Raw genomic sequence first — 15,792 nt, 5'->3', positions numbered from 1 at the left:
CAATCTTTTCATAAGTCAAACCAAAAATAAAATCTTTACAAACCTTGACTTGAGTACAGAGGTAGTGTTTGACTAAGAATGCAACTTGCCAAATAAACTACATATCCTAAAAATAGTTTGATTATACAAGCAGACTTACCAGAACAAACCTCCGCGACAACGCTTTAATCTATTGTATTTTTTTATATTCACTTATGATTGCCCAGCTAGAAACTCCAAACGAAAATTTGATACTCAGCCTACCATACTCGATAAAAGGACTCGTACAAGTTTTCACGAGTACGCATCGTAGTTTTTTTACTAGTGTGATGGCTCAAGCACTGAGAATCGCTGGTCAAGGTACGCCAGTGTTAATAGTGCAATTTCTCAAAGGAGGCATTCATCAAGGACATGAACGCCCGATTCGGTTGGGGCAAAATTTAGATTGGATTCGTTGTGATTTGCCTCGTTGTATCGATACACCACACCTTGATGAAAGCGAAACTCAAGCCTTACAAAAGTTGTGGCAACATACACAAAAGGTCGTATGTGAAGCTCAGTATTCTCTCGTTGTCTTAGATGAGTTAAGTTTAGCAATTAACTTTGGCTTGATTCCAGAAACGGAAGTTATAGCCTTTTTGGCAAAACGTCCTGCTCATGTTGATATCATTCTCACAGGGCCAGATATGCCCAAGTCGATTCTGGAAGTAGCGGATCAAATCACAGAGATTCGTCGCAGTCATCAACCTTGAGGCGATCGCGAAACGGTTACTGGGGGCTAGGAACAGGAAATTAAGAATTAAAGATTATTTCTACTTAAGCTGCTCCCTAATCACCTACCCCCTATCGCCCATGTCCAATTCAGGATATTCTATATAATTTGGTTTTTCGATTATTCTCTACTTGTGATTAAGAACGATATTTGGATTTCTCAAATGGCTCAAAAGGCTATGATTGAACCCTTTGAGCCTAGCCTGATTCGAGAAATTAAAGATTCAGATGCTCCACACTTACGCCGTGTTATCAGCTATGGCTTGTCTTCTTACGGGTATGATATACGGCTTTCTCCTGTTGAGTTCCGAATTTTTCGCCACATTCCTGGAACTGTTGTTGATCCCAAAAACTTTAATCCTCACAATTTGGAACCAACACCATTGCATACAGATGCTAATGGCAGCTACTTCATCCTACCTGCACACTCCTACGGTTTAGGGGTCGCCTTGGAAAGGTTGGAAGTGCCAGACAATATAACAGTAATTTGCATTGGCAAATCTACCTATGCAAGATGCGGTATAATCGCGAATCTAACTCCTGCGGAGGCTGCGTGGCGTGGTCATTTAACTTTAGAATTTTCTAATTCTTCTAGTGCTGACTGTCGGATTTATGCTAATGAAGGCGTTGTGCAATTACTATTTTTAGAAGGTGAACCCTGCGCTATTAGTTATGAAGCACGTCAGGGTAAATATCAAGATCAGCAAGAAAAAGTGACTCTTGCTAAAGTCTAGTTTTTAAGGTGTGTTACCCTAACACACCTTAAACCAACAATTGAAAATAATTATGTAGATGACACAGTTTTTTCTGCTACTGTTGTTGCCTCATTTTGTGAATTTGGGAAAAATTTCTTCGCTATCCAGTAAGTCAAAATGTGAGAAAGTAATCCCATTGGCCCAGCAAACAAACATAAGGCAAGGGAATGAATTGTCCAAATCCCTGTTTTCTGTCCTTGTAAATAAATGTGGCGACCGACAAACAAATCCATTACTAAAAAATGAATCCAACCTGTAGCAGCAGCTGTTTCATCAGCGAAAAATTTGGCAATGTCTGCTAATTGAGGATTCGATAATGCTTGGGCATTTTCTGGTGTAATGCTGCTGACAAATAAATATATATAAGCTAATGCTAATGGCACAAAAGGAATATATGATTCCATTACCCGACGAGTAATTTTCCAGTTGGGTAAGAAAATCATCAAAGCCCAAAAAGGTAAAACGTAAAGATTGGCAATATTAAACAGTTGAGCGATCGTCATAGCTATTACAAATAGAAATAGTGAGTAAATATGAGGTTGTGATCAACTATTGCCCTCCTCCAGAACGAATGATCTGTCCTGTAATTCACTAGGCTTGTGACCAGGCAATAAATTAACACAAACTCGCTTCTAACTGTGCTGCAATTTCAGTAAGATTGAGCTTGCGACCAATAAAAACTAGCTGGGTTTGCTTTACTTCATCTGGTTGCCAAGGGCGATCGTAAAATTGTTCAAAACGTGTCCCTACGCCTTGCATAACTAAGCGCATGGGTTTGTTAGGTACTGCGACAAAGCCTTTAATCCGGTAAATTTCTTGTTGTTGGGTAAGAGTTTGCAATTGTTTTTGTAGTATTTGCGGGTCAAAATCACGGTCTAAAATTAAGTGCGTTGCTGTGATTTCTTCGTCGTGATCGTGATCTTCTTCGGTGTCGTGGTGGCTGGGACGAGTATCTAAGTTTTCTTCAACTGCGGCTTTAAATCCTAATAAGATAGATGGATCAAGTTGACCTTTATTACTTTCTACGATCTTGACGACTCTGGGTAATTCTTGTTTAACTAAATCCTCAACTTTTGCTTTTGTTTCTTGATCGATTAGATCAGTTTTATTTAAAATAACTAAGTCTGCACAAGCTAGTTGGTCTTCAAATAATTCTTGTAAGGGTGTTTCGTGCTCTAAGCTATCATCTGCTTGTCTTTGTGCTTCTACTGCTTGTGGATCACTGGCAAAGGTTCCAGCTGCTACTGCTGCACAATCGACGACGGTGATTACAGCATCAACTGTAGCACCGGAACGAATTTCTGGCCAGCGAAATGCTTTTACTAATGGTTTTGGTAATGCTAAACCAGAGGTTTCGATCAAAATACAATCGATGCGATCGCGTCGCTTGAGTAATTGTTGCATTGTGGGCAAAAATTCTTCCTGCACTGTGCAGCACAAGCAACCATTGGTTAATTCAAAAATGTTATCTTCACTCTCACCATCTTCTGGACAAATTTGACAGGATTTCAATAGTTCGCCATCTATACCAAGTTCACCAAATTCATTGACGAGAACAGCAATGCGTCGTCCTTGATTATTTTGTAATAAGTGGCGAATCAAAGTTGTTTTACCACTTCCTAAAAAACCAGTGATTACGGTGACAGGAATTTTTGTAGCCATGCTGGGAATGATTTTTTCTAGTCTTAGAAATAAGTAAATTCCAGTACTTAACTTGTAACTATATTATTTTGCTAAATACTGAACTTAATTGAGTGTGGAAATTAACCTCTGTTATTTTAAGCCGAAACTCTACTATTCTTATCCCAACTTTTGATTTTTCATTTTTAATTTTTAATTGTTTAGGGGTAGTCTCCTTGCGCTTACCCATGCCTGCTACAGGTAATCTCAAGGCTACTACCCCTAAGATTTTTATACCAAGATTTAGTACTATCTGATTTTAGATTGGCAACTAATTATTGTTTTCTACAATCCAAAATCCAAAATTGTTACAGCTTTTACTCGGCTGTAGCGAGTCCGGTTTCAGTACTACCGCGAGTCCGACGACGGGTGAGGGTGTTGTAAAGCATTTGCCCGATCGCTTTAATCAAATTACCTTCTAATTCGTTGAACATCTTCATGTTCATACCAAAGGCGTCGTTTGCTTCCTGAACAATGCGATCGGCTGTAGCTTCATCAATCGGGAGTTCGTCCAAGGCTTGACGATATTTGTTTTTGAATGCTTTTTCGTCGTCAATATCTGCAAATTCATAGAAGGCGACACCATCCCCATTCAGGTTCATTGCTGTTTGGGCAATTCCTTTGAGAATTTGTCCCCCAGACAAATCACCCAGATAACGGGTGTAAGAATGAGCAACTAACAATTCTGGTTCTTTTTCAGAAATTTCCCGGATGCGCCCAACATAGGCTTGTCCTGCTGGGGAGAGTTGGATTTGTTCCCGCCAGTTAGTACCGTAGTAATAAGTCAGGTCTTTTTCTAAGCTGTGTTGTCTGTATAGCTCCAGAAAATTAATTTTGGAAACAATAGGGTGATCTTTGTGCTTTTGCATTTCCTCTTCCATCGCTGAATACACGAAGTAGAGGTTGGCAACCAGTTTGCGGTAAGAGTTTTTCTCTACAACTCCTTTTAAAAAACACTTGACAAAACCAACGTTTTCTGCCATTGTGTGGGCTTTTTTGGTGCCTACACGCAATTTAGTTGCTAAATTACTGCTCATGCTAAATTTCTCAAATTTAAAAGGTAAATAGTTGCCTTTTTTCAGAACGGCTACAAAAGCCACTAAAACGTTACAGTAAAGCTATTTGATGAGAATTTCTATTAATATTTTTTAAGTGTCAAGACTTTGTATTGTGCAACACAGCAACGACAATCACGGGCACAGAGGTATGTTTATGAATTGTAAAAAGAAGTTAAAATCTGTAAAGTGATGGGGATACACGGGGACGCGGAGAATAACCAATGCCTAATGCCCGCCAACCCCAACAACTAACAACTAACCACCAACATAAATTAATTTTTTGAGATTATTTTTACAAAAGCTTCATATAATTATTAAGTATTTCTGCTTAAATGAGAGCTGAAGAGCAAATAAATCTGTAAAAAGAAAACAAATCAGATATCGTGGTAAAACCTAATTGATAGGGGATTAGTCATAATCTTCTGTGTGTCTGTGTGGAGTGTTTCTACTTATGGTCTCATCTATAACTCGGACTCAAGGCTTTGGTGGTAGTTCTGCTTCTGAGCCTGATAAATTGCAGAAAGCTATCGAGGGTAGCCTTGCACCCAATAGCATCTCATTACCGACAACTCCCTTGTTTGGCACAGACGGCATTCGTGGGCGAGTAGGGGAATTACTGAGTGCGCCTCTAGCATTGCAAATTGGTTATTGGGCGGGTATCGTACTACAGTCTTATACTGCTAATTCAGGCTCAGTAATTGTTGGGCAGGACTCAAGAAACTCCAGTGATATGCTGGCAATGGCCTTGAGTGCAGGGTTAACAGCAGCAGGACTAGAAGTTTGGTATTTAGGCTTATGTCCCACTCCCTGCGTTGCCTATCTTACCAGCATGAGTGATGCCGTTGGTGGGGTAATGATTTCTGCTAGCCACAACCCGCCAGAGGATAACGGCATTAAAATATTTGGTGCAGATGGTTTAAAGTTACCCCAAGCTTTGCAAGCAGAAATTGAAGCCGGACTGCGGGGTGTGGCAGCATCTACCGGTGTTAGCAATTGTGGTAGATACTATTCACGCCCGGAGTTGGTGGGGAGTTACACAAATGCGTTAACGCAGTCTTTGGAAGCAGCTAATCTCCAAGGCATGAAAGTAGTTTTAGATTTGGCTTGGGGTGCAGCAGTTGGGTTAGCACCATCGGTATTTGAATCGATGGGGGCAGAAGTTATTTGCTTGCATCACCAACCGGATGGCGATCGCATTAACGTCAACTGTGGTTCGACTCACCTCGATATTTTGCAAGCAGCAGTTAGGGAACACAACGCTGATCTAGGTTTTGCCTTTGATGGCGACGCTGATCGCGTGTTAGCAGTAGATAATCATGGACGGCAAGTCAACGGCGATTACATTCTTTACTTGTGGGGACACCACCTCCAGCAAAAGCAAGCATTGCCAGATAACTTAATTGTGTCCACCGTCATGGCAAACTTGGGCTTTGAAAGAGCATGGAAACAAAGCGGTGGTAAACTGATTCGCACACCTGTCGGCGATCAATACGTACAAGCAGAAATGCAGAAAACTGGCGGTATGCTGGGGGGAGAACAATCTGGTCATATTTTATGCCGTCATTATGGCATCACAGGAGACGGATTACTCACAGCTTTACACGTCGCAGCCTTGGTACAGCAGGCAGGTGCTTCCCTCGCAGAAATGGTAGATCAAAGCTTTCACACTTACCCCCAGCTATTGCGGAACGTACGAGTAGAAGATCGCCACAAACGCATGGCGTGGAAAGAATGCCAACCTCTGCAAGAATCAATAGCTAAAGCTGAAGCTGCGATGGGTGATACTGGGAGAATCTTAGTCCGTGCTTCTGGCACAGAGCCAGTGATCCGAGTCATGGTAGAAGCAGAAGCAGCCGATCTTGCTAACTACTGGACAAATGAATTAGTACTGCAAGTGCAGAAATATCTGGGTTGAGGGCAATTGGGGATTAGCGATCAATACGGTTCAGTAAGATCTAAAAACCTAATTTCGTGTAGTAGACCAACAAGACTAAAACCCTGCATTAACAAACCGCATGAGTCAAGAGAGAACACATAGATAAAAGAAGAGATTTATTGCACTATTTTAGTTGTTTCAGCTTACTACACAAAATTAAATTTTTTCAAAAACCAAACCGGATTCCTATAAAAACCAGAAGATTTATCAACACTTTATGAAAGTAGTTGCCTTTAGACTCAGACCTAATGAAGATTTAAGACAGAGCCTAAAAATTTTTGCCATAAATCAAAATATTAACGCCGGATTTATCTTAACTGCAATTGGTAGTCTCAAACAAGCAAGCATTCGTTTTGCTAATCAACAAACGAGTACAGTCTTAACAGACAAATTTGAAATTCTTTCTCTCAACGGTACAATTGCTAACACAGGTGTTCATCTCCACATTGCGATCGCTGACAAAGAAGGTAAAACTATTGGTGGACATCTTGATAATGGATGTATTATCTACACCACTGCGGAAATAGTGATTGGATACACAGAAGAATTTGCTTTTACCAGAAAAGTAGATGAACAAACAGGCCATCAAGAACTAGAAATTATTCCAAGCTTCGGTAATCGATAATCCTTAATAGAAAAGCAAAATACTTATTACCTCTTCAAACGCAGAGGAGCGCAGAGGTCGACACAAAGGTACGCGAAGCGTTAAGCAAAGTTACTTCGTTTTTGTGTTTTGAATAGTTTCACTCAACCACCAACGCATAATCCATCAGTGTCCATCGGTGTTTATCGGTGTGCATCTGTGTTCGTCTTCCAAAACATAATTTGTAACACAGCTAAAATTCACATCAGCCACAATTCTACCTCCAGGACGCTGCATGAACATCTTGAGGAAGATGTGGAAAATTCCACAAATTTAGTATTTATCAAAGCGGGAGGTCAAACAAACCATCCTGACAAAGGAGACAGAGTTAATGAAATTAACAGTGATTTGGGATTTACTCAAAGAAACATTTAACGAATGGCAGCAAGATAAAGCATCGCGGTTAGCGGCAGCCTTAGCTTATTACACAATTTTTTCTATCGCCCCATTATTAATTATTGTGATTGCGATCGCAGGTGCAGTATTTGGAGAAGCAGCAGCAAGAAACGCAATTTTTACCCAACTTCAAGGATTAATTGGCCCTGCGGGTGCAGAAGTTATTCAAAATGCTATTGAAAGCGCTAGCCAACCGCGAGCAGGAACTATTGCTTCACTCATTAGTATAGTAGTCTTAATTTTTGGTGCTACTGGTTTATTTACAGAATTACAAGATTCTCTTAACACCATTTGGGAAGTACAACCCAAACCAGGAAAAATGGTAAAAAACATGGTTCGCCAACGTTTTTTGTCCTTTGCAATGGTGTTAGCGATCGGCTTTTTACTCCTCGTGTCTTTGGTAATCAGTACAGTATTAGCAGCGTTAGTTAACTATTTTCAAAATTTACTGCCAGGCGTCGATTTTGTCTGGCAAATTATCAATTTCATCTTGGGTTTTGTCATCACTACTTTACTATTTGGGTTGATTTTTAAAGTTCTACCAGATGCCAAAATTGTTTGGAAAGATGTTTTAATTGGAGCAGCTATTACCTCACTTTTATTCTCCTTGGGTAGGTATGCGCTAGGACATTATCTGGGTAACGCTACTTTTGGTTCTACCTATGGGGCTGCTGGCTCAATAGTAGTGATTTTAGTCTGGGTTTACTATACCGCTCAAATCTTGTTTTTTGGGGCAGAATTTACCCAGGTTTACGCCCGCAGATATGGTTCTCGTATTGTCCCAGCTGATTATGCAGTTTCTCTAAACGAAACAGACAAGGAGACAAAACAATTAAAAATAAAAAATTAAAAATTGGGAAGAAGGACAAGGGAAACAAAGGGTAACTCGGGGTCCCCATCTCCCCATTGCCCCTAATACCCACTCCCTATCGGTCGTGGGGCCCCGAGTTCCCCATCCCCCCACACTCCACGCGATCCCCGATCCTTTAACCCACAGGCCACTGTACAATATGACGGTTGTACTCTGTGACGGACTGTGATTGAGCGTTATACCTTGCCTGAGATGGGCAATTTATGGACAGATGCATATAAGTTTAAAACCTGGTTGCAAGTAGAAATCGCTGTTTGTGAGGCACAGGCGGAATTAGGTTATATTCCACCCCAAGCGGTTGCAGAAATTAAAGCCAAGGCGAATTTCGACCCCAAACGAGTGTTAGAAATTGAAGCGGAAGTCCGTCACGATGTCATCGCTTTTTTGACAAATGTCAATGAATATGTAGGCGATGCTGGACGATACATTCACTTGGGTTTAACTAGTTCTGATGTGTTGGATACAGCTTTAGCATTGCAACTTGTTGCTAGTCTGGATTTATTGTTGCAACATGTGCAAGCATTAATTGATGTGATTCGTCAGAAGGCGAAAGAACATCGTTACACGGTGATGATCGGACGTTCTCATGGTATTCACGCCGAACCCATCACCTTTGGTTTTAAACTCGCCGGGTGGCTAGCAGAGGTATTGCGCCATCAAGAACGTCTGCAAATTCTCCGGAAAACCATCGCTGTGGGCAAAATTTCCGGTGCAGTGGGAACCTATGCCAATATCGAGCCACGCGTAGAAGCGATCGCCTGCCAAAAACTCGGACTCCAACCTGATGCAGCGTCGACACAGGTAATCTCACGCGATCGCCACGCCGACTTCGTGCAACAGTTGGCTTTACTTGCAGCTTCCATCGAACGTTTTGCAGTGGAAATTCGCAACCTCCAAAAAACCGATGTTTTGGAAGTCGAAGAATTCTTTGCTAAAGGACAAAAAGGTTCTTCTGCCATGCCTCACAAGCGCAACCCCATCCGTTCCGAACGCCTCACAGGTATGGCTAGAATCATCAGAAGTCATGCTGTCGCAGCTTTAGAAAATGTTGCCCTTTGGCATGAACGGGATATTTCCCACAGTTCTGTCGAACGAGTAATTTTGCCAGACGCTTGCATTTTGACGCATTTTATGCTTGTGGAGACAACCGACTTGGTAAAAAACCTACTGGTGTATCCAGAGAATATGGCGCGGAATATGAATGTTTATGGCGGCGTTGTCTTTAGCCAAAGAGTTTTACTCACCTTGGTAGAAAAGGGAATCAGCCGCGAAGAAGCCTATAAAATTGTCCAAGAAAATGCTCATACTGCTTGGAACAAACCGGAAGGCAATTTCCGTGACTTGATTAGCAAAGATCCCCGTGTCACCGCCAAATTGTCACCAGCAGAAATTGCAGCATGTTTTGATCCACAACACCACTTGCAGCATTTAGAACAAGTGTATCAACGGTTGGGAATTTAATTGTTTGTTGGTTGTTGGTTGTTGATTGTTCCAAACAACAAACAACTAGCAACCAGCAACAACCACTACCCAAAATATACGGAATTAGTATACAACATTAATATATCCAGATACTGATAAACTTCAGTACTCTAATGCCCAAGCTATTTAATCTGTGAAAAAATCACATCACAGGGAAGTGTAAATAGCTACTATTTGCTTCTGCATTTGTGATTTTGAGCCTTATGATTGAACTCCTAGCCGCACTTTCTGCCTCAGCCGCAGCAGGAATGAGAACTGCCTTACCCTTACTGTTTATTGGACTGTTACAAGGTCGGCTTCTTTGGTCGCAAGTACCAATCTTATCTCACATTTCCTCACCTGTCTTGCTAGGCATTCTCACAAGTTGGTCATTTGTGGAACTATTTGCTTCTAAAAAACTGATGGGACAACGAGTGCTACAAGTGGTACAGCTTGTTTTGTCTCCGCTTGCAGGAGCAATCATGGGGTTAGCAGTAGCTTCAGCCACAGCGCCTGCCAACTGGCTGATTGCTCTGATTGGAGGTACATTTGCCTTGGTACTCCAGCTCACTCAAGTCGGCTGGTTCTTTCGTTTGCGCGGCATACCCTTGTGGGCAGTTTTCATTCAAGATTTCTTGTGTATTGTCCTGGTATTTTTTGCCCTTGGCGCTCCCCGACAAGGAGGATTAATTGCTCTGGTCTTGCTTTGGTTTGCCCTTCGTAGTGGTCAATATTGGTATCGGCGATATTGGCAAAACCTTAAACAGTAACACCGAGATAATTAAGAGTTTTAATTTGGTTTTTTATTATGGTGCTTCTCGTTTAGATGAAGTAATACCGTAAAAGCATAGACCCGGAGCGGCTTCAAAGGAGATGAGCTTGTAACGAAAAGTAAAGTTGACTAAACACCTCTTTATTTGTACCATCTGCCTCCTGCCTTTTCATAACGACAATTTTTAACGCTACTTCTGCGTAATTTACTCTTAAAAACTTGTAATAATTTCTGTAACGGATGTAGATGCACAAACACAAGCTTCGTAATATTTCTCTGTAATTTTATCGCCCCAATTTCTGTAATCTAAAGATGGGTTTTTGATATTAAACTTAAGTTTATTGTTCTATGATTGCTTAACAAAAGCGCTTCGTTGTGGAGCGCTCTTTTTTTTGGTCAAAGGTTCAGTACTATAAAAACCGCAAGTAATTTCTTCATAAGTAATTTTGCAATCATGCCTGTACGTCAAACTTTAGCAAAGACTGATATTCAACTTTCTTATTTGGAGTGGAACCAAAATCCAGGTCAAGAAAATTTATTACTACTGCATGGTTTAGCTGACCATGCCCTAGTTTGGTCTAGTTTGGGAGATTATCTAGCGCCACACTACCACATAGTTGCCCCTGATTTACGCGGTCATGGCGAAAGTAGTAAGCCAGAGAAAGACTATAGCTTTGAGAGTGCGATCGCAGACCTAGAAGCATTGATGAATAAATTAGGATGGACAAGTACTCATATCGTCGCCCACTCTTGGAGTGGTAAATTAGCTTGCATCTGGGCCAGACAAAATCCACAAAGATTGCGGAGTATGATTCTAGTCGACCCGATTTTTATCTGGCAAATGCCCAGTTTCTTGAAGGCGACATTTCCCATGTTGTATCGCTTCTTGTCATTTCTCAAAGCAATGGGCCCATTCCCCACTTACGAAGCAGCCGAAAAACAAGCCCGTCAGTTGAATCAATATCAAGGCTGGAGTCCCTTACAACAAAAAGTTTTTCAAGCAGGTATAGAACAAAAACCTGATGGTAGCTGGGGTAGCAAATTTACAATAGCTGCACGCGATCGCATTTTTGAGGAAGTAATGCAGGTTCCTGGTTTAACAGTTCCAATTCACACTCCCGCCTTATTTGTCCAGCCAAAAAAAGGTCTTAACCGCCAAGAATGGCAACTGAAGCCTTACAAAAAATACCTCAAAAACCTACAACTGTGCCAAGTTCCTGGTAATCATTGGCCATTTTTGACCCAACCTGAAGCCTTTAACCAAACTGTAGAAGCTTTTTTGCAAGAAAATTAAACTCTCTAACCCAAAAGCATACAAATAACCTATCTGTGTTTATCTGTGTGCATCGGTGATCGATTTCTAAAATACTCTTTACGTAAGACGGTGAATTGAAGCAGCAATATAAGGTTTTTTGGCAATTGCTTAGTTGATTTTGATTGACGAACATTCATGGAACACAGATACACACCGATAATCTATCTGTGTTCCATGAGTGTTCCATGAGTGTACCCTACGAGAAGCCACTCTTGGGGACGTCTACGATTTGAAAAAAATATGATATTTTGTACTGGCGCGATCGCGCTACTCATGTCTCACCCTCACTGCTGGATTTAATTGATTGGTTGATGGCGCGGGATGTAGCCCAGCGTCCTGCTAACACCCAAGAAATTTTACAACGTTAAATATTGCTACGATAAGTACGTAAAATAGTATCTCTATAACTAGGAAAAAATGGGCTTTTACTCACAAAAAATCCTTCCCTATCTGATTGATTGGTCGCTATCAGATCCTAGTCTGGCTAAATATCGTCAAGAGGTTTTAGCAAATGTAGAAGGAGAAGTTCTCGAAATTGGTTTTGGTAGCGGAGTAAATCTTTCCTACTATCCAGAACACATTCACAAAATTATCACAGTTGACGTCAACCCAGGCATTCATGCACTAGCCCAAAAACGTATTCAGGCATCTTCCATTACAGTAGACCATCACATTTTAAGTGGTGAAAACCTGCCAATGGCAGATCATGCATTTAACAGCGTAGTCAGCACTTGGACTTTATGTAGTATTGAGAATGTTGAACAAGCTCTCAAAGAAATCTATCGGGTGCTAAAACCGGGAGGAAGATTTTTTTTCATTGAACATGGGCTAAGCAATGAACCTAATGTCCAAGTCTGGCAAAATCGATTGACCCCATTACAAAAAATAATTGCAGGCGGTTGTCAGCTGAATCGAAATATCCGACAAATTTTGGAGAATCAGTTCGATACAGTGAGCTTGGAAGAGTTTTATGCCGAAAAAACACCCAAAATTATCGGATATCTTTACAAAGGTATCGCAACTAAAGCTAGGTAATTTAACATAGTCGTAAAATCTTCCTCCCCAGGACAGTAATTAACGGGAAGTGAATAAATTATATAGATGGGATTGGCAGTTTTGCTCAGCTTAGGGATTGAGGCGATCGCTAATTCGACAGATCAAAATCATTTTAATAACACCTCAGCCGAAATTTTCATAAAATTTAGGTCTTTTTGTGCCATTTCCTGCATAATCCTGTGTTTGCAATTCCCATACATAAATAGCAAGAACCCTCAGATTCAGAGAGTCAGGTTGACTCATTAATAGTTGACCGAAGCAAAAACCAGAGGACACTTCATGAAAAAACGTGAAGGTATCATTGAAAAGTTCTCAACGTTTCTCAGTTTTGGCAACTCCAGTAGTGATCTAAATCCTATTTGGCAAACAGACCCAAACCTAGAACGTTGCATAAAAAGTTTAGTGGAGTCAGAACCAGATGCAAATGAAGAATTTTGGGCGCAGTACTTTCTGAAAGTTTTAAGGAAGGCGTCAACAGAAGAGGATACGGAGACAAAAGCAAACGGGGACGCGGTGAATATTGATGGACTCTCCGCGTCAACTCGTCTCCCCTTCACCACGTCTTCTCTTATAGCTGGAAGACATATGTCTGCATATTTACAAGAAGCTTGCTTGTGGGCTTCTCAAAAAGCTTATCAAAGATTTAAATATCTCCGGCATAAATATCCATTGGAAGAATATTTTCAAATCGCCAATGCAGCTGCTAATCCACCAGGTAAACTCCTGAAAAATTTTAATGTTGAATATCCCCTGACTAATATCGAAGGATATGCTAAAACAGCAATCATAAGGTTAATTAGCAATACAATTTATCAGCATGATATAGAAGCAAAGAGAGGAAAATTTTCTGATTATGGTTTACTCAAAGATTTAAACGCTAAAGAATTACGGGAAGCATTGCTCTCTAAAGGGATAAATCACAAAAAGCTTAATTCTTACTGCTTAGTTTGGCGATGTTTAGATAAAATCTATCAACCAACACGCTCTCAAGGAAGTCGTAGTTTGGAACCTCCCAATCAACAGCATATCCAAGAAATTGCCCATTGTTATAACCAGCAAATAAACAAACTAGATTTTCCCACAGCACCAGTTTCCAGCGAGAAAGTTCAATCTATGCTATCAACCTGCGTGCGGGCAGCTCGTGATTATCGTACCAAACGTTTTTTATCCTTAGAAGAATATGACAATATTTTTGACCCTACACTAACACCTTGGGATACTCTCATACAAGAAGAAGCATGGAAACAAGTTAACTCAATTATCTGCAAATTATTTGCTTCCATACCAGAAACTGGTCAAATAATGTTAAAACTTTGGCAAGGGCTAAGCTTGACTCAAACTGAAATAGCAACAATTTTAAGAGCTAATTATCCAGACTTACAAAAACAATATCAAGTAGCCCGTCAATTATCCAGATATAACCAAAGTATATTAAAAGATTTAGTAAAGGAATTAAAGAAAGTTCATCCAGATATTTGTTTTCACAATGAAAAAGATATTGAAAATATTAAAGATGCCATGAATGAATGTATTAGATCGCATTGTCAAAAACTATTATATTCAACATTAGATATAATTGGAGAAAAATCTCCAGAACAAGATAAATTGTTGGCTATTTCCCATGAAATTCAAATTTTAGGAAAACAAAACTATCAGCAGATTAGTATTTTCTTGTCGGAAGCATCAAGTGTATTATCACAGGTAAAACAAAACCTAATTATATCTTTCAAAAACGAATTAGAAAAGAACATGAATTTAGAACAAAACTCTCTCGAAATAGTCAATCAAAAAATATCTGAATTCATTGAAGAATGGTTGAAAAGCAAATTGTATTTTGCCAAACAGGGATAAAAATATGAAATCTGAAATGAATGATTTAATGGTGCTTTACCCAGATAAGTTATGGTTAGATTTATCAGATCAAGAACAACAAACTGCATGGCAAATATCTGCTCAAAATCATTACTCTAACCCTGCTGCTCGTTGGAATGCCTATCTCAATTGTTTATGTTTGAATGCTTTTTTAGATTGGTTGAAAGAAGAACCTGATTTAGGTGAAACTCCCAAGGTTTGGCCAAGTGATTATCAGTTACCTAGTATTTGGGAATTTGTGAATGGTACTTGTTTAACTGTAGGTGAACTGCGGCTAGTGCTAATTCCCAGCGATAAAAGTAATCTAACAGAATTTCGCATACCCCAAGAATGGGTTGATATTCCCAACTGGGTGGCTAATTATTATCTAGCTGTGCAGATCAACTTAGAAGAAAACTGGATAGGAGTGTGGGGATACACAACCCACCAACAAATTCGAGAAAAAGCTAAATATGACTTGATGGATCGAACTTACTTGTTAGATGAAGAAGATTTAATTGCAGATATAAATGTGATGTGGGTGGCACGGGAAGTATGTTCTGTGCAAAAACCAGAGCTAAAAATGCTGCCAGAGTTGTCAAGTGTACAAATAGAGAAACTACTCAAGCAACTGGATCAGTGGACTCCTGATTTGCCCGAGAATGTGAGTGAGCAAGAATGGATGGCATTACTGGCACTAGACAAAAAAAGACAAGACTTATACCAAAAAAGGCTTGCTAAGCATAAAGGTAATTTAGTTGCATACAGCCAACCCTTGGTAAATAACTTGAGTAAATGGTTTCAAAATGTCTTTGAAGCAGGTTGGCACTCTTTTGACACCCTCGTTAGTTCACAACAAAATACTTTAGCTGTGCAGTTCCGCAGTGATGCAACCTTGAATGAAGTTCGTGTCAAGGGAGCTAAGTTGATTGATTTAGGAATGCAACTCAGGAATACTGCTGTTGTGCTGCTGATTGGTTTGACATCAGAGATAGATGAGAAAGTCAGTATCCGTGTCCAATTACATCCAGCTAACGAAGAAGTATATCTACCACCTGATTTGAAATTACTTTTGCTTTCGGGGTCGGGAAACATTCTTCAGGAAGTACAATCTAGAAGTCACGACAATTTTATTCAACTCAAAAAATTTAAATCTCCCCCAGGCAAAAGTTTTAGTTTACAAGTAACCTTAGGTGATATCAGTATTAAAGAAGATTTTATGCTTGAGAAGCTTGTTGGCTAACAGCC

General features: G+C 40.2%; 14 protein-coding genes. 11 read left to right on the top strand and 3 right to left on the bottom strand.

Translation table 11 applies throughout. The features are described 5' to 3' along the window. The first annotated feature begins 194 nt into the window (after positions 1-194). Together UYK_RS0123220 and dcd are read left to right on the top strand one after the other, a co-directional pair. Positions 195-731 carry a P-loop NTPase family protein gene (locus UYK_RS0123220; protein WP_009456600.1) on the top strand — a complete coding sequence of 179 codons (537 nt, stop codon included), beginning with the start codon at positions 195-197 and terminating at the stop codon, positions 729-731. Positions 732-914: 183 nt separating this feature from the next. Continuing rightward, positions 915-1,484: a dCTP deaminase gene (dcd, locus tag UYK_RS0123215; RefSeq protein WP_016872249.1), complete on the top strand. Its 570-nt coding sequence runs from the start codon at positions 915-917 to the stop codon at positions 1,482-1,484. A 50-nt stretch (positions 1,485-1,534) separates the two neighbouring features. Here dcd and UYK_RS0123210 read toward each other — a convergent pair whose 3' ends face one another. From UYK_RS0123210 to UYK_RS0123195, 3 genes are all read right to left on the bottom strand, one after another. Then, the gene (locus UYK_RS0123210) at positions 1,535-2,008 is read right to left on the bottom strand and encodes an ABA4-like family protein (RefSeq protein WP_009456604.1); all 474 of its coding nucleotides are present in this window, start codon (positions 2,006-2,008) and stop codon (positions 1,535-1,537) included. A gap of 112 nt (positions 2,009-2,120) precedes the next feature. Continuing rightward, positions 2,121-3,167 (bottom strand): cobalamin biosynthesis protein CobW, encoded by a 1,047-nt coding sequence (gene cobW, locus UYK_RS0123205; RefSeq protein ID WP_009456606.1) that lies wholly within the window; start codon positions 3,165-3,167, stop codon positions 2,121-2,123. Positions 3,168-3,502: 335 nt separating this feature from the next. Beyond that, positions 3,503-4,222: a biliverdin-producing heme oxygenase gene (locus UYK_RS0123195; protein WP_009456616.1), complete on the bottom strand. Its 720-nt coding sequence runs from the start codon at positions 4,220-4,222 to the stop codon at positions 3,503-3,505. A gap of 472 nt (positions 4,223-4,694) precedes the next feature. On the opposite strand from UYK_RS0123195, the gene glmM reads away from it, so the two are divergent. From glmM to UYK_RS0123145, 9 genes are all read left to right on the top strand, one after another. Next, entirely contained in the window at positions 4,695-6,158 is a 1,464-nt protein-coding gene (gene glmM / locus UYK_RS0123190; RefSeq protein WP_009456618.1) for a phosphoglucosamine mutase, read from the top strand. Between the two features lie 238 nt (positions 6,159-6,396). After that, positions 6,397-6,804, top strand: a complete 408-nt coding sequence (locus tag UYK_RS0123185; RefSeq protein ID WP_009456620.1) for a PPC domain-containing DNA-binding protein — start codon at positions 6,397-6,399, stop codon at positions 6,802-6,804. Between the two features lie 349 nt (positions 6,805-7,153). Then, entirely contained in the window at positions 7,154-8,068 is a 915-nt protein-coding gene (locus UYK_RS0123180) for a YihY/virulence factor BrkB family protein (RefSeq protein WP_009456622.1), read from the top strand. A 186-nt stretch (positions 8,069-8,254) separates the two neighbouring features. Beyond that, a complete protein-coding gene (gene purB, locus UYK_RS0123175) occupies positions 8,255-9,550 on the top strand; it encodes an adenylosuccinate lyase (protein WP_009456624.1) in 1,296 nt (431 codons plus the stop codon). Positions 9,551-9,774: 224 nt separating this feature from the next. After that, positions 9,775-10,320, top strand: a complete 546-nt coding sequence (locus UYK_RS0123170; RefSeq protein WP_009456626.1) for a DUF4126 domain-containing protein — start codon at positions 9,775-9,777, stop codon at positions 10,318-10,320. Between the two features lie 456 nt (positions 10,321-10,776). Continuing rightward, positions 10,777-11,616: an alpha/beta fold hydrolase gene (locus UYK_RS0123165; protein WP_009456628.1), complete on the top strand. Its 840-nt coding sequence runs from the start codon at positions 10,777-10,779 to the stop codon at positions 11,614-11,616. Between the two features lie 438 nt (positions 11,617-12,054). Next, positions 12,055-12,672, top strand: a complete 618-nt coding sequence (locus tag UYK_RS0123155; protein WP_016872244.1) for a class I SAM-dependent methyltransferase — start codon at positions 12,055-12,057, stop codon at positions 12,670-12,672. A gap of 300 nt (positions 12,673-12,972) precedes the next feature. Then, positions 12,973-14,544 (top strand): hypothetical protein, encoded by a 1,572-nt coding sequence (locus tag UYK_RS0123150; RefSeq protein WP_009456632.1) that lies wholly within the window; start codon positions 12,973-12,975, stop codon positions 14,542-14,544. 4 nt (positions 14,545-14,548) lie between these two features. Continuing rightward, a complete protein-coding gene (locus UYK_RS0123145; protein ID WP_016872243.1) occupies positions 14,549-15,787 on the top strand; it encodes a DUF1822 family protein in 1,239 nt (412 codons plus the stop codon). Positions 15,788-15,792: the final 5 nt, after the last annotated feature.

The sequence above is a fragment of the Fischerella thermalis PCC 7521 genome (assembly GCF_000317225.1).
In the GTDB taxonomy this organism is placed as follows: domain Bacteria; phylum Cyanobacteriota; class Cyanobacteriia; order Cyanobacteriales; family Nostocaceae; genus Fischerella; species Fischerella thermalis.
The sequence above is the reverse complement of the archived record's forward strand: the minus strand, read 5'-3'. Positions and strand labels throughout refer to the sequence as shown.

What these genes read in the sequence shown, in the direction of transcription:
- UYK_RS0123220 (WP_009456600.1), top strand. Translation starts at nt 195, where the DNA reads ATGATTGCCCAGCTAGAAACTCCAAACGAAAATTTGATACTCAGCCTA.
- dcd (WP_016872249.1), top strand. Translation starts at nt 915, where the DNA reads ATGGCTCAAAAGGCTATGATTGAACCCTTTGAGCCTAGCCTGATTCGA.
- UYK_RS0123210 (WP_009456604.1), bottom strand. Translation starts at nt 2,008, where the DNA reads ATGACGATCGCTCAACTGTTTAATATTGCCAATCTTTACGTTTTACCT.
- cobW (WP_009456606.1), bottom strand. Translation starts at nt 3,167, where the DNA reads ATGGCTACAAAAATTCCTGTCACCGTAATCACTGGTTTTTTAGGAAGT.
- UYK_RS0123195 (WP_009456616.1), bottom strand. Translation starts at nt 4,222, where the DNA reads ATGAGCAGTAATTTAGCAACTAAATTGCGTGTAGGCACCAAAAAAGCC.
- glmM (WP_009456618.1), top strand. Translation starts at nt 4,695, where the DNA reads ATGGTCTCATCTATAACTCGGACTCAAGGCTTTGGTGGTAGTTCTGCT.
- UYK_RS0123185 (WP_009456620.1), top strand. Translation starts at nt 6,397, where the DNA reads ATGAAAGTAGTTGCCTTTAGACTCAGACCTAATGAAGATTTAAGACAG.
- UYK_RS0123180 (WP_009456622.1), top strand. Translation starts at nt 7,154, where the DNA reads ATGAAATTAACAGTGATTTGGGATTTACTCAAAGAAACATTTAACGAA.
- UYK_RS0123170 (WP_009456626.1), top strand. Translation starts at nt 9,775, where the DNA reads ATGATTGAACTCCTAGCCGCACTTTCTGCCTCAGCCGCAGCAGGAATG.
- UYK_RS0123165 (WP_009456628.1), top strand. Translation starts at nt 10,777, where the DNA reads ATGCCTGTACGTCAAACTTTAGCAAAGACTGATATTCAACTTTCTTAT.
- UYK_RS0123155 (WP_016872244.1), top strand. Translation starts at nt 12,055, where the DNA reads ATGGGCTTTTACTCACAAAAAATCCTTCCCTATCTGATTGATTGGTCG.
- UYK_RS0123150 (WP_009456632.1), top strand. Translation starts at nt 12,973, where the DNA reads ATGAAAAAACGTGAAGGTATCATTGAAAAGTTCTCAACGTTTCTCAGT.
- UYK_RS0123145 (WP_016872243.1), top strand. Translation starts at nt 14,549, where the DNA reads ATGAAATCTGAAATGAATGATTTAATGGTGCTTTACCCAGATAAGTTA.